Here is a 16,401-nt window from a genome sequence, read left to right as displayed (position 1 = left end):
ACGTTAAAATAATTGTCTCTACTATAGTTGTATAAACAAATTTACGTACATTTGGTTTCAAATAGATACTGGTTTACGTTTGTATACTAGTATACCCGTAGAAATCATACTAATATGGAAGCACTTATCAAAGAACCCGTCATCAAACAAGATCGCAACCTTTGCATCACCCATATCCTGCCCATCAGAGATGCGCTGGACATTTTAAGCGGGAAATGGAAGATTCCGATTATTGTGGCTCTCTGCGTGCATAAAAGACGCTTTAAAGAACTTCACCGCGATGTGCAGGGCATTACCGCCAAGATGCTCTCCAAAGAACTGAAAGAGCTGGAGATGAACAAACTGGTGAAACGCACCGTGCATGATACGTCTCCGGTTACCGTGGAGTACTCCATCACCGATTACGGCCACAGCCTTACCCCGGTCATCAACGAACTGCGTGATTGGGGCATGAAGCACCGCGACAAGATTATCTACCACCCAGAAGAGGTATAACGTTTAGGGGCCGATTTATGGAAATCGGCCCCTAAATGCCTTTTACCCGATCAAGTTTTTAGCCTTTTCCAGGTCTATCTCTTTTTCCCACTTCGCAACGAAGATGGTGGCCACGGCATTGCCGATGAGGTTAGTGAGCGCGCGAGCCTCACTCATAAAGCGGTCTATGCCCAGAATTAAGGCCAACCCCGCCACCGGAATATTGCCGGCCACCGGCAACGTAGCAGCCAGCGTAATAAAGCCACTCCCAGTTACACCCGCCGCCCCTTTAGACGTAAGCAATAACACCAAAAGCAAGGTAAGCTGATGACCGAAATCCAGCGGGGTATCAGTGGCTTGGGCTACGAAGACGGCGGCCATGGTCAGGTAAATGGAGGTTCCGTCCAGGTTGAAGGAATATCCGGTGGGCACCACCAACCCTACCACTGGTTTGGCGCAGCCCAGTTTCTCTAGTTTCTCAATCAAGGAAGGCAGCGCCGCCTCTGAGGAGGAAGTTCCCAGCACAATCAAAAGTTCTTCCCGTATGTAGCGGAGGAGCCTGAATATACTGAGGCCCATGGTTTTCATAACCGTTCCCAAAATAACCACGATAAAGACCACACAGGTGAGGTAAAAAGAACCCATCAATTGGCCCAAAGCACCCAAAGAAGCCAGCCCGTACTTCCCTATGGTATAGGCCATAGCGCCCAAAGCCCCCAGCGGCGCGAATTTCATAATGAGGTGGATGACGGCAAAGAGCGCATTGGACAACGACTGGATTCCGGAATAAACCGGACGGCCCCGCTCGCCTATCTTTGACAAGCCAAACCCGAAAAGTACCGAGAAAAGCAGGATCTGTAACAGATCACCTTTGGCCAATGCATCCACGATGTTGTTAGGGATGAGGTGCATCAGGAAACCAACCACTCCCTGCTGATCCGTTTTCTCTCCGCCACTGGTCACCGCCGACAAAGCTTCGGTATCCAGGCTAGCAGCGTTTACGTGCATGCCAATTCCCGGCTCCAGCACATTCACCACCAACAAACCCAGCAGCAGCGCCACCGTGGTGAGGACCTCAAAATACAGCAGCGCTTTCACCCCTACCCGGCCCACCTGTTTCATGTCCTGCATGCCGGCAATACCCGTGACAATGGTGCAGAACACCACCGGCCCGATCATCATTTTGACCAGCTTGATAAAGGCATCGCCCAGCGGCTTCAATTGCACCGCCAGATCTGGCATAAAATGCCCCAGCAGGACCCCAGTGGCAATGGCAGAAATTACTTGGAAATAAAGGCTTTTATAGAGAGGTTTCTTCCGGATCATGTAAGGGTAAGTAAAAGCAAGGGATAAGAATAGGCACTTTAAACCGAAGCTGCAACTAAAGGAAGAACCCAGGCGAAGATTATCAACTAAAAACTGCCACGATCCGGTTTTCAGGCCTTTTTCTCTAAAACAGGGTTAAAACAGCTTTGTGTAGTTACTGCTTATTTAAATAAGCCATGATTACGGTTTTTTTCTTCTCTTTCCATCCACCCTTTTACTGCCTCTTTTTGGAAAAGATCGTGTAAACTAATTCAGGACAGTTGTCGTTAATTAAACGACAATTGTTACCTTTGACTTAAACGAGCATGACTATGGCAGCGGCACTCAATCTAGAAACGAACCTTTCCAATACCTCGGTTGATGACCGTGACATCCTGATGCTGGTGCAGACGGTGCGTCAAGGCATCAAGTACCCGCTGTTTGTGAAGATCGCGAGCCAGAGTCCGTTCAACCTGAGTGAATGGTCGGTTTTTCTGCACTTGTCTGAGCGCACCATTCAGCGGTACAAAAAGGAAAAGAAAACATTTGACCCGATCCATTCCGAGAAGATCCTTGAGGTGACCTTGCTGTACAAACGCGGCATTGAGGTATTTGGCAACCCAGAGAGCTTCAACGCCTGGCTCGAAGCCAAGAACGTGGCCTTGGGCGGCATCACGCCTAAAAGCCTTTTGGATACCACCTTCGGGATCAGTTTGCTCAAAGACGAGCTCACGCGCATTGAACACGGCGTGCTGGCATGATTGTTTTCCGGCTGAGCAAAGGTCTTTACAAAAACGATCTCTCGGGCCGCGGTGCTGAGTTGGCGGGCGGCCGTTGGAACAGCAAAGGCACCGCCGTGCTATACACCTGCGAGTCCCGCGCCCTTTGCACCACCGAAATTGCTGTGCACACGCCTTTAGGCATTGTCCCCGCTGATTACTGGCTCATCACCCTGGAAGTACCAGACCAACTCGCCCTCCGTGAAGTACTCCCCTCCGAACTGCCCCATGACTGGAGATCTTTCCCCCACCCCAATGCCACCCAACTCATTGGTGACGCCTTCGTGCAAGAAGGCAAGTTCGTGGGCCTGAAAGTCCCCTCCGCCGTGGTGCAAGGCGATCACAACTACCTGTTCAATCCCCGCCACCCCCAATTCAGTCAACTGGAACTCATCAGCACTGAGCCCTTCCCCTTTGACGAGCGGCTTTTTGTAAAATAGTTTCAGAAAACGGGCTTAAAAACAACTGTCTCACCTTTGGCCTAAAAAAGCAAGAAAAGACATGCTTCAGTTCAAACCATAATCAGCCCAATTGCGGAAGGATATGCCGAAGGTCTACCTGAGGCCGAGGTACGCCCTGCCGCACCCTAAAACGGTTCAAATGGCTGTAGCCCACGTGGGCTATGGAACAGAAGGCGGAAGCCAGATGGACCTCCTTTGTGAAGAAAAGACTGGCTGAGCGTCAGTAAGTTTTTTTTCTTCTAGATTCTTTTGGTTTAGTTGAGCATCAAGGATCAACCTGACAAACCTCAGCAGGATGCGGCTGCAGCCCTAAGGTTAGAAGAAAGGATACAGGAAAGTAAAGACCCATAAAGGGATTTTAAGGCTATCGCCTCACTGATTTGCTAACTTCAGCCCAAGGTAGGTCCAGGTTGAAAACTTGAACCATGGTTTGCGGGGAATGAATCAGCCACTTACCCCTCAAAGGGGCAGCCAATAAGAGAAACCATAACTGATGATGGACTAGCCTGCGACAGATTTAAAGAGATTACAGTTTTGCCATTTTAAACCCGTTTTCCTAAAATCAGGCTTGAAATGCACCATCCTTTACTACCTTCACAAGACACAAACCTACCCCACTCTAACAAACATGAAAAGCAGACGTCACTTCCTCCGGCTCTCAGCGCTGGGAACCGCCTTTGTGGGCGGACTCTACCCCATTCACCGGGCTTTTTCGGGCACCATTCAGAAAGGGAAAGCCAATAAGCCGCTGGTCATCTCCACTTGGGACCATGGGATGCCGGCCAACGAAGCCGCCTGGAAAATTCTCTCCCAGAACGGACATGCCTTGGATGCCGTGGAAGCCGGTGTACGCGTTCCAGAGGCAGACCCAAACGTGCGGACCGTAGGGTACGGGGGCTTTCCAGACCGGGAAGGAAATGTGACGCTTGATGCCTGCATCATGGACAAAGACAGTAACTGCGGATCGGTGGCGTATTTGCAACACATCAAGCACCCCATCTCCGTGGCGCGTAAGGTGATGGAAGACACGCCGCACGTGATGCTGGTGGGTGATGGGGCCCTGCAGTTTGCCCTTGCCAAAGGCTTCCAGAAAGAGAACCTTTTAACGCCCGAATCTGAAAAAGACTGGAAAAACTGGCTTAAAGAGTCTAAGTACAAACCGGTCATCAACATTGAGAACCATGACACCATCGGGTTGCTGGCACTGGATGCTCACGGGAACCTGGCCGGTGCCTGTACCACCAGCGGAGCTGCCTACAAAATGAGAGGACGAGTGGGCGATTCTCCCATTATTGGTGCCGGGCTGTTCGTGGACAATGAAATAGGTGCCGCCACAGCCACAGGTTTGGGCGAAGCGGTGATCAGGATGGTGGGCAGCCACTTGGTGGTGGAACTCATGCGCCAGGGCAATTCGCCCGAGAAAGCCTGTCAACTGGCGGTGGAGCGTATCATCCGGAAGCAGAAGAATGTGAAAGACCTGCAGGTGGGCTTCATTGCCATCAACAAACAGGGCGAGTACGGGGGGTATTGCATTCAGCGTGGCTTCAACTATGCCGTGCGGGATATCCAGACAAACAAACTATTAGACGCCAAATTCAAGCTGTAGCACCATGGGGAAATCTGTTCTGCTGGAAATCTGTGTAGATTCGGTGCAATCGGCCATTATAGCGCAGAAGGCAGGAGCTCAGCGGGTGGAACTCTGCGATAACCTGGTGGAAGGCGGCACCACCCCCAGCGCAGGAATGATCCGGCTTTGCCGAAAACATTTGACTATTGGGCTGCACGTTCTCATACGTCCGCGACGCGGCGATTTCCTGTATTCAGACCTTGAGTTTGCGGTCATGAAGGAGGACATAGCCTTGGCCAAAGAACTTGGAGCCGACGGTGTGGTGCTGGGCATCTTGCTGCCAGATGGTAACATAGACGTGCTGCGCACCCGTGAACTGATTGAACTAACCCAACCCCTAAGCATCACGTTCCACCGGGCGTTTGATTTGACCCCAGACCCGTTTCTGGCACTGGAAGATTTACAGCGATTAGGTGTACACCGGCTCCTGACCTCGGGGCAAAAAGCCTCAGCACCAGAGGGGGCCGAACTGATTGCTGGTTTGCAGAAAAAAGCCGGCGAAAAACTGATTATCTTGCCCGGCGGCGGAATCAACGAACAAAATTTGGCCTCCCTCCTGCAGAAAACGGGTGTTTCAGAAGTCCATGCCTCAGCCCGTGACCTGAAGGAAAGCCTGATGCAGTTCCGGCGTGAAGAAGTGCCTATGGGAGGAACTCCATTACCTACAGAATACGCGCTCATGGAAGCTTCTCCGCAAAGAATAGCAGCCCTGAAAGCAGTGACCCAAAACCTGAACAATGCTTCGGCGGCACTTTAGGTCAAAGTTTAGAATTCGTTAAAAGCTGTTTTGAACCTATTTTATGGTAAACAGCCCAAAAATATCCCTGAGGGCTTTTCCCACGTATCCAACGGAAATAAATTGCGAACTTTCACCGTTCGCTCAGAAAAAAGAAGATAAATGCCCAAGATCCTGATCATTGATGATGAACGTAGCATCCGCTACACCCTCAAGGAAATTTTAGAATACGAGAGCTATACCGTAGACGAAGCCGAAGACGGCGAGCGCGGCCTGGAACTCCTGCAGAAAAGCAAATACGATGTAGTGCTCTGCGACATCAAAATGCCCAAGATGGACGGCATGGAAGTGCTGGAACGTGCCACTATCCTGGTGCCTGACACTCCTTTTATTATGATCTCGGCGCACGGCACCATTGACACGGCCGTGGAGGCCACCAAAAAAGGCGCCTATGATTTCCTGGTGAAACCACCGGATCTGAATCGACTGCTGGTTTCGGTGCGGAATGCGCTGGACAAAGCCTCTCTGGTGACGGAAACCAAGACTCTTAAGAAGAAAATATCCAAGACCTATGAGATGGTAGGCGCCTCGCCTGCTTTGTCTAAGGTGAAAGCGGCTGTTGCCAAAGTAGCCCCTACCGATGCCCGCGTTCTTATCACTGGGCCTAACGGAGCCGGAAAAGAACTGGTCGCCCGCTCTTTGCATGAACAGAGCAATCGCGCCTCGGGTCCTTTGGTGGAAGTGAATTGTGCGGCCATTCCAAGTGAATTGATTGAAAGCGAATTGTTCGGGCACGAGAAAGGCTCGTTTACCTCGGCCGTGAAACAGCGCATCGGGAAATTTGAGCAGGCCAACGGCGGCACGTTGTTCCTGGACGAAATCGGGGACATGAGTTTATCGGCGCAGGCCAAAGTATTGCGCGCATTGCAGGAGCACAAGATCACCCGCGTTGGGGGTGACAAAGACATTACGGTGGATGTACGCGTGGTGGCCGCCACCAACAAGAACCTGCTGGAGGAGATTGAAGCCAAAAACTTCCGGGAAGACTTGTACCACCGCTTAAGCGTGATCCTGATCCACGTGCCTCCGTTGAACGAGCGCCGCGAAGACATTCCTGATCTGGTGACTAAATTCCTGCAAGACGTGGCCCGCGATTACGGGAACAAACCCAAAAATATTTCAGCAGAAGCGCTCACCTACCTGCAAGGCCTTGACTGGCGCGGTAATGTACGTGAACTCCGGAACGTGGTAGAACGCCTGGTGATCATGAGCGAAGACACCATCACCGAAGAAGACGCCCGGGCTTACGCTAAATAGAACCACTTAAGTTTACCAACAGAGAAGCCTCCAGGATTTGGTCTAGGAGGCTTCTCTGTTTTAAAGCAGTTTTATAGAAAAAGCCCAAAAACATCATACTACCAACAAGTTACATCCTCTAATGTCTGAATTATCAAAACGGCCCATAATCTTAAAGGAGCCATCTGAGTAAAGTTTGCCGAGGTCCTTGGTTTCAATGAAGGCGCAGGAATCTACGTTGGCAAGGTCTATCACATTCACCCCTCCTGAACCCGATTCACTGGAGATAGAGAAAGGATCGTTGACATCCCGCACCAACACACGGAGCGTTCTGGAGGGCTGGAAAATACCCTCACCGGTGGAATAAGCCTGTGATAAAAGCTCCGTCATGCCGTACTCAGAATGGATCGTTTCTACTCCAAAGGCCGCGGTGAGAATCTGATGGAGTTCTTGGCGCACCATTTCGCGTCTTCGGCCCTTCATTCCCCCGGTTTCAAAAATAGTTACCCCGCTGAACTCCTGGTTCCCTTGTTCCTCCGCCAGATCCAGCAAGGCATAGGTTACTCCAAAAAGATACACCTTCTGTCCGGCTGCTTTCGCTAAGTTCAGGGCCTGGAGGAGTTCTGCGTGGTTCCTGAGGTAAAAACCGGGTTCAGTTTGACCAGTAGCCTGGATAAAATGATCCACCATCATCACCAAAGAAGAATCACCTTGTTCGAAGTAAGAAGGAAGTAAAGCCAACACCACGTTACCCTTTAAAGGTCCGTAGGTTTCTTCAAACAACGCCTGGGCATGCTGCTTGTAGAAGTCTGGGTTCTCTACCAGGTGCTGGCTGCGCTGTTGCAGCGTAGTGCCGCTACTTTTAAAAATGACCTGAGGCGTAAACGGGTGGGATTGAACGGTATGCGTCTTGAAGAACTCTATGGGCAGGAACGGGATCTGGTGGAGCTCTTTTATTTGAGAAACCTCTTTTTTCAGGTACTTCAGGTAAGCCTGGTAAACGGGGTTATGGCTGGCCTGGTATTGGAACAAAGCCAAGGCAGCCGCTTGAAAATCTGCGGGACCCTTCTGAAGTAGGTCTTTTTTGTACTCTGCGGGAAAACCCATGGATGATGGTTGCTAAATTATACAACAAAGTAAGCAAGTGCGCGTTAGGATTTGTACCTTAGGTGCTCATCATTTCACTATGAAAAAACATAGACTCCTGTTTGGATTGGCCTTTGTTCTTGGTTCTCTGGGGCTAACGTCCTGCTACGACGAACCAGAATTTGACCTTACCCCTAACCTTACCTTCAGAGGCATAGAACAACGCACCCTTCGGAATCCCTCAAACGTCACGTATGACTCTCTTATTCTTATCGTGCGGTTTCAGGACGGAGACGGTGATTTAGGATTATCCGAGACTTTGTTCCCCGACGATATCAAGGAACCCTTTAATCCCGGTGGTCCTTTCTTCTACAACATGATCTGCAACATCTACAAGAAAAAGAACGGCAGTTATGAGAGAGTTCTGGACCCCTCTGGTAACCCGATCAGCTATAACGGCCGTTTCCCAAGGGTTTCCTCCGAAGACCGGGAAGAGCCGCTGGAAGGTGACATCCGGTACAGCATCTCTATTTATGAGAGCCCTTTCAACCCCATCAAACGAGGAGACACGGTCCGGTTCGACCTAAAAATAATTGACAGGGCGAAGCATGAAAGTCAGGTGGTAACCACCTCAGACGTTATCATGTACTCCCAACCTTAGCCCTAAACCCACTTTTTTTAAAACGAACGGCCTGCTTCTGAAGAAGCAGGCCGTTCGTTTTATGGTTCCTTCCTTAGTAAAGGGAAGGGAATGCTTTAGGGTCTACTTCGTGCATGATGGCATACACTGTTTCGAACACATCCTCGGCGCTTGGCTTGGAGAAGTAGTCTCCGTCAGTGGAATACGAAGGACGGTGATCCTGGGCGGAAAGGGTGGTCGGTTTGGAATCCAGCCAACGCCAGGCTTCCTGCTCGTCAATTACCTTCTGCATCATAAAACCGGTAGCTCCGCCAGAAACATCTTCATCGGTGAACAGCACTCGGTTGGTCTTCCGGATAGAATCGGTAATCTGATGCTCTAAGTCAAAGGGCAAAAGGGTTTGTACGTCAATTATTTCTGCGGATATGCCCACTGATTGCAATTGCTCTGCCGCCTCCATGACTACTCGGCACATAGAGCCGTACGTCACAATAGTAATGTCAGTTCCTTTTCTTAAAACTTCGGGCATTCCCAACGGAATGGTGAATTCCCCGATGTTGGCTGGAATACGTTCTTTCAGGCGGTACCCGTTGAGGCACTCTACTACCAACGCTGGTTCATCTGATTTCAGTAACAGGTTGTAAAATCCAGCGGCTTGGGTCATGTTACGTGGCACCAACACGTGCATGCCCCGCAAGCTGTGCAGGATCATACCCATAGGTGACCCAGAATGCCATACTCCTTCCAAACGGTGTCCGCGGGTCCGGATAATTACGGGTGCTTTCTGCCCGCCTTTGGTGCGGTACTGTAAGCTGGCCACATCATCGCTCAGGATCTGAATGGCGTATAGCAGGTAATCAAGGTACTGGATCTCGGTGATCGGGCGAAGACCTCTTAAGGCGGCTCCAATTCCCTGCCCGGCAATAGTACATTCCCGAATACCGGTATCAGTTACGCGCAACTCCCCGTATTTGTCCTGCAAACCGGCAAAGGCCTGGTTTACGTCCCCAATCTTACCTACGTCTTCGCCAATGGCAAATACCCTTGGGTCACTGGCCAAAATGGCATCGAAACACGCCTGCAGTACTTCCCGGGCATCTACCACAGGGCTATCTTCAGTGTATTCTGGTTTAATCTCTTCCACCAGCAAGGCAGACTCATCAGACTGGCTGTAGAGGTAAGAGTTGTAGCGCTCGGCGTTTTCGCCCTGAACTGTTTCCAGCCATTTTACCAAATCACGTTTGGCGGCGCTTCTTTCATTCCGCACAAATCGGAGGGCTTTCCGGGCGGCCTTGATGGCGTCTGAGCGCAGCGGGTTCAATGTTTTGCTCAACTCTTCACGGATGGCCGCTACTTCTGAGCTGTTTTGCTCCAAACTGGCCGAAAGCTGCTCTAACAATACCAAGCATTGCTTGTGGTCTTCCTGGATGGCCGTGTTGAACGAAGCCCAGGCATTCCCTTTGGCCACGCGCACGGCCTCTTTGGCCTCTGCCTCAATCTGGTTCAACTCGGCATGTTGGGCGTACCCGTTGGTGATAAGCCAATTGCGCATCTGTTTGATGCAGTCATATTCTTCTTCCCAAGCCAGGCGTTCCTTTGATTTATAGCGCTCGTGCGACCCAGAGGTAGAGTGGCCTTGCGGCTGGGTGACTTCCTCCACGTGGATCAATACGGGTACGTGCTGCTCGCGGCACACCTGGGTGGCTTGCTGGTACACTTCACAAAGACCGGCATAATCCCAACCTTTCACCTTGAAGATCTCATACCCTTGTTCTCCCGGGGCATCGCGCTGGAAGCCTGCCAGAATTTCAGAGATGCTGCCTTTTGTGGTCTGGTATTTGGCCGGTACCGAAATTCCGTAACCATCGTCCCACACCGATACCAACATAGGTACCTGCAGAACGCCCGCGGCATTGATGGTTTCAAAGAATACTCCCTCAGAAGTAGAAGCATTTCCGATGGTGCCGAAGGCGATCTCGTTTCCGTTGACTGAAAAGTCGGTGAACTGGTGCAACTCAGGGTTCTCGCGGTACAGCTTAGAGGCATAGGCCAAACCTAACAGACGAGGCATCTGGGCACCGGTTGGGGAAATATCAGCGGAGGAGTTTTTAGCGGTAGTTTGGGGTTTCCATTTGCCTTCATCGTCTAGCAGGCGCGTCCCGAAGTGTCCGGTCATGCTGCGCCCGGCGGTAGACGGCTCCTGCTCCACATCGGTGTGGGCATATAATTGGGCGAAAAACTGTTGTATGGTTAGCTCCCCTATGGCAAACATGAAGGTTTGGTCCCTATAGTACCCGGAGCGGAAATCGCCGGGGCGGAAAAACCGGGCCATGGCCAATTGGGCCACTTCTTTTCCGTCTCCGAAAATCCCGAATTTGGCTTTTCCCATGAACACTTCTTTCCGGCCGGTTAAACTGGCCTGCCGACTCTCGCAAGCGATGCGATAGTCTTGCAACATCTCTTCTTTTGTAAGGGAAAGCTGAGTAATCCGTTCAACGGTTTGCATGCGTTATCTTATAAGGTCCTATAAGGATTTTTAAAGTCAAAACTACGTAAGTTTTACCCCATTTTCAAATGGATTCGTGTGGGTGGTGTTCTAAAGCGCGATTTTGTGTAGCTATCCGAACTAATTTTTCTTATTTTTGTTTTGCTCACTAACCGGGCTAAGCAAACGTCTCAAACAATATAAAATGTTATGAAAAAAATTTATCTGTTCCTCACGCTTCTACTTGCGGTACTTACCCAAGGAATGGTCTCTGCACAAGGGGTGCTGACCTTTGAAAAAGATACCCACGACTTCGGGAATGTGACCGAAGGTGTACAAGCTGTGTACGAATTTAAATTTAAGAATACCGGAAACCAACCGGTTATTATCTCTCATGTGCAGGCATCCTGTGGTTGTACCACTCCTGAGTGGCCAAAAGAAGCCATCCTGCCAGGTAAAACAGGCGTTGTGAAAGCCGGTTATAACAGTGCTGGCCGCCCGGGTGCCTTCAGCAAAACATTAACCGTAACTTCAAACGGTACTCCTGAAACCCTGTCTCTTTTCATCAAAGGAACTGTGGTTCAGAAAGACGCCTCCTCAGCCCCTTCTTCTACCGCTTCAGCTCAGGAAAAAGCCAATTCTCCTAAGATGGAAGTAACCAGCACTACCTTTGACTTCGGGAAATTGGAAAAAGGCCAGAAAGCTACCGCCAAATTCACCGTCAAAAACACCGGAAAATCAGATTTGAATGTTACCGGATTACAGACTGCCTGCAACTGCGTAGCGTTCAAAATGAGCCCTTCGGTAGTAAAAGCAGGACAAGCGGCAAAGTTGGAACTTACCTATAGCCCTCAGGTGTTACAGGACAGAATAGAGACAGTAAATCTTGTTTCTAACGATATCACAGGTTCAGCTCCCACCCTTACTCTAAAGGCCAAAGTGGTTGAAAGCTTAGCAAAACAAAGTTCAGTTAAGGTTAACAAGGCCTCTGTGCCTTTTAAATAGTTTTTTCATAGTTTTATTTTGTACTAATGGCAGTAACCAAGTTGCTGCCTTTTTTTATGCCCTTTGGTGTTTTGGGCATGATTTTGAAAAAGAGCACCAAAAACAAAGCTTTGCCAAACAAACGTTAATTAAATAGAGGTGGTGCTTGCAAATCTGCTAGCAGGTTGGTGTATATTTGTGCACTTTTTCACCACCTTATAAAAAATCACACCATGATTATTGGTCTTCCGAAGGAGATAAAAAACAACGAAAACCGCGTGGCCCTCACCCCCGGTGGCGTGGCGGAATTTATAAAGAACGGCCACACCGTTTATGTACAGGCTACTGCCGGTGAAGGCAGTGGTTTCTCAAATGAGGAATATTCAGCTGCGGGCGCAACCATCCTCCCTACTATTGAGGAAGTGTACGCCATCGCTGAGATGATTGTGAAAGTGAAAGAGCCCATTGAGCAGGAATATGCCCTGATCAAAGAAGGCCAATTGTTGTTCACGTACTTCCACTTTGCTTCCTATGAGCCGTTGACGCACGCCATGATTGAGCGGAAAGCAACGTGCCTGGCTTATGAGACTGTTGAGCTGAAAGACCGTTCTTTGCCTTTGCTTATTCCGATGAGTGAAGTAGCGGGCCGTATGGCTCCGCAGGAAGGTGCCAAATACCTGGAGAAACCATTGAAAGGCCGCGGCATTTTATTGGGTGGCGTACCCGGTGTGAAACCAGCCAATGTATTGGTATTAGGTGGTGGAATCGTGGGAACACAGGCGGCCAAGATCTCTGCCGGTTTCGGAGCGAACGTGACCATCATGGACATAAGCCTGAAGCGTCTGCGTGAACTGGACGACATCATGCCAGCCAACGTGACCACGGTTATGTCAAACCATTACAACATCAAAGAAGCCATCAAAGATGCTGATTTGATCATTGGTGCGGTTCTGATCCCAGGCGCAAAAGCCCCTCACCTGATCACCCGTGACATGCTGAAAGACATGCGTCCGGGTACCGTATTGGTAGACGTGGCCGTTGACCAGGGAGGTTGCATTGAAACCTGTAAGCCAACCACGCACGAGAATCCAACCTTCATCATTGATGACGTGGTTCATTACTGCGTGGCCAACATGCCAGGTGCTGTTCCTTACACCTCTACCCTTGCCCTTACCAACGCTACCCTTCCTTATGCTTTATTACTGGCCAACAAAGGCTGGAAACAAGCATGCCAGGAGCGTGAAGAGCTAAGACTTGGCTTGAACGTGGTAGACGGAAAAGTAGTGTACCCTGGAGTAGCCCAAGCCTTCAACTTACCGTTGACAAACGTTGCTGAAGTACTAGCCTAAATTCTAGTTTTTCTAAAAGAAAAGCCTCCCTTTCTTGTGAAAGGGAGGCTTTTCTTTTATAGCTGTTTTTTGAAATAAAGCCTAAAATATTCTTAAAGAAATACACCTTTCATGGAATGTTAAATAATTACAAGAAAGCATTTTATCGTTTTTAAATTTTCCTTGGAACACATCGATCATCCATTTGATCCCCTTAAATCCCCCCTGTTTATTGCCCCATTTCATAAAAAGAGGGTAAAACAGGAATGGGGGTTATTTGCTTTGTTCCGGGGTGTACGTGCCAGCAGTAATGCTCTAGCCCATTACTGACCATGAGGTAAGGAGCAGCAATGGTTTGATTGTACACGGCCACCTGTTTCACGGTAGCTTCAGTGATGGGGACGTGGGCAGCCTTGCATTCTACCAAAAGAAGCGGCAAACCATCGGTGGAATAGACGCGCAGGTCGGTTCGTTTTTGTAGGGTATTGTATTTGGTGCCCCGTTCAACGCTCATCAACGCCAAGGGAAACGCCAAGTGCGCATGCAACAAATGGATGATGTGCTGCCGTACCCACTCCTCGGGGGTTAAGAGCACATATTTGCGGCGTACCTGATCCAGAATAAATGTTTTCCCTCCAGAATCCTTAAGTTTGTAGGAATATGCAGGCAAAGAAAGCTGTTCCATTCGCCAAAAGTAGTAACTAAGCGGCAGTGCAGGGGCTTTAAGCCTGATTTTCTCAAAACAGAACCAAAATAAACTATGAAGACCAAAAAGGAGATCGTCGAGAACTGGCTTCCCCGCTACACGGGCCGGCCGTTGAATGAATTCGGGGAATATATCTTGCTCACTAACTTCCTCAATTACGTGGTCATGTTTGCCGACCAGTTTGGGGTAGAGATTAAAGGTTCAGATAAACCCATGCAGACCGCCACCGCCCAAAACATTACCATCATTAATTTCGGGATGGGAAGCGCTATGGCAGCCACCGTTATGGATTTGCTATCGGCGGTGAAACCCAAAGCAGCTTTGTTTTTAGGCAAATGCGGCGGGCTGAAAAAATCTAAACTGGGTGACCTGATCCTGCCCATTGCAGCCATCCGGGGCGAAGGAACCTCTGATGACTACCTTCCACCGGAAATTCCTGCTCTCCCTTCGTTCCGTCTGCAGCGGGCGGTTTCGTCCATGATCAAAAAGCACGAGATGGATTACTGGACCGGCACAGTGTACACCACTAACCGCCGTGTGTGGGAGCATGACGAAGAGTTCAAGGAATATTTACTTTCCATCCGGGCTTTGGGTGTGGACATGGAAACGGCCACTATTTTTGTGGTAGGCTTTATGAACGATATCCCTCACGGGGCCCTGTTGCTGGTGTCAGATAACCCAATGACCCCAGACGGCGTGAAAACCGCAGAAAGCGATTTAAGAATCACTGCCGATTTCGTGACCAAACATCTCCAGATCGGGATTGACGCTTTGCTGGAGCTTCGTGACTCCGGTGAATCAGTGAAACACCTGCGCTATGACTAAAAAATGGAGTCACCTGGGATTGTCCGGCTTGCTGGGGCTTTCCCTCCTTTCTTCCTGCAGTCAGAGCCAGAAAGCTGATCTGTTGGTGTACAACGCCACCGTTTACACGGTAAACCAAGAATTTGACAAAACCCAGGCGTTTGCAGTAAAAGACGGTAAAATAGTAGAGGTAGGCACCTCTGAGGGCCTTCGGCAGAAATACAAAGCCACTCAGGAGGTAGATGCCCAGGGGAAATCCGTGTACCCTGGCTTAATTGATGCCCATGCCCACTTTTATCGCTACGCCATGAACCAGCGGGAGGCTGACCTGGTGGGCACCACCTCTTTCGCAGAGGTAATTCAGCGGCTTCAGAAACAACGCCAGGAGTATCCGGATGCGGCTTGGCTCACGGGCCGTGGTTGGGACCAGAACGACTGGAAGGTAAAGCAATTCCCTACCAAAGACACCCTGGACCAATTGTTCCCAGACATTCCGGTAATGATTCAACGGGTAGATGGCCATGCCTTTCTGGCGAACCAAAAGGCCCTTGATTTGGCTGGCATCACACCGCAAACCCAGGTGAACGGTGGCCGTGTGGAAGTCAAAAACGGGAAATTGACTGGTATTCTGGTTGACAACGCCGGTGATCTGGCTTCAGAGAAAATCCCAATGCCTTCGGTAAAGGAATTGACAGAGGTCTTGAAGGAAGCCGAGCAAAACCTTTTCCAAGTGGGAATCACAACTGTAGTGGATGCTGGTTTACCAAAAGATGCGGTTGACCTGATGGATTCCCTTCAGAAAGCCGGAGAACTGCGGGTCAGGGTTTACGCCATGCTTAGCCCTACTCCCGAGAACAAGACCCATTACTTCAAAAACGGACCATATACCTCTGATCGGCTGAACGTAAGGTCGTTTAAAGTGTACGGCGATGGCGCCCTGGGTTCAAGAGGTGCCTGCCTGCTGCACCCGTATTCTGACCGGCCAAATGAGACCGGGTTCCTATTGGAGACAGTGCAGGAGTACAAAGACCTGGCTGCCGAGCTTTACCAGCACAACTTTCAGATGAACACCCACGCCATTGGTGATTCTGCCAACCGCGTGATTCTGCAGATCTACGGCAATCTGCTAAAGGGCAAGAACAACCGCCGCTGGCGCGTAGAGCATGCCCAAGTAGTGAACCCCGAAGATGTTCCGCTTTTTGGCAAGTACAGCATTTTACCTTCGGTTCAGCCCACGCACGCCACCTCAGACATGTACTGGGCCAGCGAACGTTTAGGCCTGGACCGGGTGAAACATGCCTACGCTTTTAAAGCCTTATTGCAGCAGAATAATATCCTTCCGCTGGGCTCAGATTTCCCGGTGGAGCACATCAATCCGTTGTTTGGGTTTCACTCGGCTATCGCCAGACAAGATGCTGAGAATTACCCTGCTGAAGGATTCCAGATGGAAAACGCTTTAACCCGAGAAGAGGCTTTAAAGGGCACTACCATCTGGGCAGCTTACGCCAACTTCGAGGAAAAGCAGAAAGGCAGTATTGAAGTGGGAAAGGTTGCCGATTTCGTGATCCTGGACCAAGACATCATGACCATTAAACCCGAAGCCATCAGAGGCGTGAAGGTCATCAGTACGTACCTGAACGGCGAAAAAGTATACGGCCAGAAATAGGGTTTTCGCCTCGTTTTTCTGAAA

Annotated in this window: 15 protein-coding genes; 11 read left to right on the top strand and 4 right to left on the bottom strand. The window is 50.0% G+C overall.

Annotated elements, in window-relative coordinates:
- Nucleotides 1-114: 114 nt before the first annotated feature.
- Nucleotides 115-495 (top strand): winged helix-turn-helix transcriptional regulator, encoded by a 381-nt coding sequence (locus tag EFB08_RS16240; RefSeq protein ID WP_123128022.1) that lies wholly within the window; start codon nucleotides 115-117, stop codon nucleotides 493-495.
- 42 nt (nucleotides 496-537) lie between these two features.
- Here EFB08_RS16240 and EFB08_RS16235 read toward each other — a convergent pair whose 3' ends face one another.
- Nucleotides 538-1,800 (bottom strand): dicarboxylate/amino acid:cation symporter, encoded by a 1,263-nt coding sequence (locus EFB08_RS16235; RefSeq protein ID WP_123128021.1) that lies wholly within the window; start codon nucleotides 1,798-1,800, stop codon nucleotides 538-540.
- A 311-nt stretch (nucleotides 1,801-2,111) separates the two neighbouring features.
- On the opposite strand from EFB08_RS16235, the gene parS reads away from it, so the two are divergent.
- The 5 genes from parS (at nucleotide 2,112) to EFB08_RS16210 (ending at nucleotide 6,699) form a co-directional block, all read left to right on the top strand.
- Complete coding sequence (gene parS / locus EFB08_RS16230) at nucleotides 2,112-2,540, top strand: type II RES/Xre toxin-antitoxin system antitoxin (RefSeq protein ID WP_123128020.1); 429 nt, start codon at nucleotides 2,112-2,114, stop codon at nucleotides 2,538-2,540.
- On the top strand, nucleotides 2,537-2,998 hold the full coding sequence (locus EFB08_RS16225) for an RES family NAD+ phosphorylase (protein ID WP_123128019.1): 462 nt from the start codon (nucleotides 2,537-2,539) through the stop codon (nucleotides 2,996-2,998). The genes parS and EFB08_RS16225 overlap by 4 nt, the downstream gene beginning before the upstream one ends.
- 649 nt (nucleotides 2,999-3,647) lie before the next feature.
- Complete coding sequence (locus tag EFB08_RS16220) at nucleotides 3,648-4,625, top strand: isoaspartyl peptidase/L-asparaginase family protein (protein ID WP_123128018.1); 978 nt, start codon at nucleotides 3,648-3,650, stop codon at nucleotides 4,623-4,625.
- 4 nt (nucleotides 4,626-4,629) lie between these two features.
- Nucleotides 4,630-5,403: a copper homeostasis protein CutC gene (locus tag EFB08_RS16215; protein ID WP_123128017.1), complete on the top strand. Its 774-nt coding sequence runs from the start codon at nucleotides 4,630-4,632 to the stop codon at nucleotides 5,401-5,403.
- 141 nt (nucleotides 5,404-5,544) lie between these two features.
- A complete protein-coding gene (locus EFB08_RS16210; protein WP_123128016.1) occupies nucleotides 5,545-6,699 on the top strand; it encodes a sigma-54-dependent transcriptional regulator in 1,155 nt (384 codons plus the stop codon).
- Nucleotides 6,700-6,792: 93 nt separating this feature from the next.
- On the opposite strand, the gene EFB08_RS16205 is transcribed toward EFB08_RS16210, so the two are convergent.
- Nucleotides 6,793-7,785 carry an acyl-CoA synthetase family protein gene (locus EFB08_RS16205; RefSeq protein WP_123128015.1) on the bottom strand — a complete coding sequence of 331 codons (993 nt, stop codon included), beginning with the start codon at nucleotides 7,783-7,785 and terminating at the stop codon, nucleotides 6,793-6,795.
- Between the two features lie 79 nt (nucleotides 7,786-7,864).
- Between EFB08_RS16205 and EFB08_RS16200 the strand changes: the two genes are divergently transcribed.
- A complete protein-coding gene (locus EFB08_RS16200) occupies nucleotides 7,865-8,425 on the top strand; it encodes a hypothetical protein (protein ID WP_125077760.1) in 561 nt (186 codons plus the stop codon).
- 73 nt (nucleotides 8,426-8,498) lie between these two features.
- Here the strand turns inward: EFB08_RS16200 and EFB08_RS16195 are convergent, their stop codons facing one another.
- Nucleotides 8,499-10,910 (bottom strand): alpha-ketoacid dehydrogenase subunit alpha/beta, encoded by a 2,412-nt coding sequence (locus EFB08_RS16195; protein ID WP_123128013.1) that lies wholly within the window; start codon nucleotides 10,908-10,910, stop codon nucleotides 8,499-8,501.
- Between the two features lie 189 nt (nucleotides 10,911-11,099).
- On the opposite strand from EFB08_RS16195, the gene EFB08_RS16190 reads away from it, so the two are divergent.
- Nucleotides 11,100-11,894 carry a DUF1573 domain-containing protein gene (locus EFB08_RS16190; protein WP_123128012.1) on the top strand — a complete coding sequence of 265 codons (795 nt, stop codon included), beginning with the start codon at nucleotides 11,100-11,102 and terminating at the stop codon, nucleotides 11,892-11,894.
- 212 nt (nucleotides 11,895-12,106) lie between these two features.
- Nucleotides 12,107-13,222, top strand: coding sequence for an alanine dehydrogenase (ald, locus tag EFB08_RS16185; protein ID WP_123128011.1), 1,116 nt, complete (start codon nucleotides 12,107-12,109; stop codon nucleotides 13,220-13,222).
- 208 nt (nucleotides 13,223-13,430) lie between these two features.
- On the opposite strand, the gene EFB08_RS16180 is transcribed toward ald, so the two are convergent.
- Nucleotides 13,431-13,886: a type I restriction enzyme HsdR N-terminal domain-containing protein gene (locus EFB08_RS16180; RefSeq protein ID WP_123128010.1), complete on the bottom strand. Its 456-nt coding sequence runs from the start codon at nucleotides 13,884-13,886 to the stop codon at nucleotides 13,431-13,433.
- Nucleotides 13,887-13,961: 75 nt separating this feature from the next.
- On the opposite strand from EFB08_RS16180, the gene EFB08_RS16175 reads away from it, so the two are divergent.
- Together EFB08_RS16175 and EFB08_RS16170 are read left to right on the top strand one after the other, a co-directional pair.
- On the top strand, nucleotides 13,962-14,732 hold the full coding sequence (locus tag EFB08_RS16175) for an AMP nucleosidase (RefSeq protein ID WP_123128009.1): 771 nt from the start codon (nucleotides 13,962-13,964) through the stop codon (nucleotides 14,730-14,732).
- The gene (locus EFB08_RS16170) at nucleotides 14,725-16,377 is read left to right on the top strand and encodes an amidohydrolase (RefSeq protein WP_123128008.1); all 1,653 of its coding nucleotides are present in this window, start codon (nucleotides 14,725-14,727) and stop codon (nucleotides 16,375-16,377) included. Before EFB08_RS16175 ends, EFB08_RS16170 begins: the two co-directional genes overlap by 8 nt.
- Nucleotides 16,378-16,401 lie beyond the last annotated feature (24 nt).

Origin of the sequence: Rufibacter latericius (assembly GCF_003721515.1) — a bacterium.
GTDB classification, from domain to species: domain Bacteria; phylum Bacteroidota; class Bacteroidia; order Cytophagales; family Hymenobacteraceae; genus Nibribacter; species Nibribacter latericius.
Note: the sequence above shows the minus strand (reverse complement) of the source record. Positions and strands in the feature narration are given on the sequence as shown.

Excerpts from the sequence above, each read along its gene's own strand:
- EFB08_RS16220 (WP_123128018.1), top strand. The coding sequence starts at position 3,648 with ATGAAAAGCAGACGTCACTTCCTCCGGCTCTCAGCGCTGGGAACCGCC.
- EFB08_RS16195 (WP_123128013.1), bottom strand. The coding sequence starts at position 10,910 with ATGCAAACCGTTGAACGGATTACTCAGCTTTCCCTTACAAAAGAAGAG.
- EFB08_RS16175 (WP_123128009.1), top strand. The coding sequence starts at position 13,962 with ATGAAGACCAAAAAGGAGATCGTCGAGAACTGGCTTCCCCGCTACACG.
- EFB08_RS16180 (WP_123128010.1), bottom strand. The coding sequence starts at position 13,886 with ATGGAACAGCTTTCTTTGCCTGCATATTCCTACAAACTTAAGGATTCT.
- EFB08_RS16205 (WP_123128015.1), bottom strand. The coding sequence starts at position 7,785 with ATGGGTTTTCCCGCAGAGTACAAAAAAGACCTACTTCAGAAGGGTCCC.
- EFB08_RS16215 (WP_123128017.1), top strand. The coding sequence starts at position 4,630 with ATGGGGAAATCTGTTCTGCTGGAAATCTGTGTAGATTCGGTGCAATCG.
- EFB08_RS16235 (WP_123128021.1), bottom strand. The coding sequence starts at position 1,800 with ATGATCCGGAAGAAACCTCTCTATAAAAGCCTTTATTTCCAAGTAATT.
- EFB08_RS16190 (WP_123128012.1), top strand. The coding sequence starts at position 11,100 with ATGAAAAAAATTTATCTGTTCCTCACGCTTCTACTTGCGGTACTTACC.
- EFB08_RS16225 (WP_123128019.1), top strand. The coding sequence starts at position 2,537 with ATGATTGTTTTCCGGCTGAGCAAAGGTCTTTACAAAAACGATCTCTCG.
- EFB08_RS16210 (WP_123128016.1), top strand. The coding sequence starts at position 5,545 with ATGCCCAAGATCCTGATCATTGATGATGAACGTAGCATCCGCTACACC.
- EFB08_RS16200 (WP_125077760.1), top strand. The coding sequence starts at position 7,865 with ATGAAAAAACATAGACTCCTGTTTGGATTGGCCTTTGTTCTTGGTTCT.
- EFB08_RS16240 (WP_123128022.1), top strand. The coding sequence starts at position 115 with ATGGAAGCACTTATCAAAGAACCCGTCATCAAACAAGATCGCAACCTT.
- parS (WP_123128020.1), top strand. The coding sequence starts at position 2,112 with ATGGCAGCGGCACTCAATCTAGAAACGAACCTTTCCAATACCTCGGTT.
- ald (WP_123128011.1), top strand. The coding sequence starts at position 12,107 with ATGATTATTGGTCTTCCGAAGGAGATAAAAAACAACGAAAACCGCGTG.
- EFB08_RS16170 (WP_123128008.1), top strand. The coding sequence starts at position 14,725 with ATGACTAAAAAATGGAGTCACCTGGGATTGTCCGGCTTGCTGGGGCTT.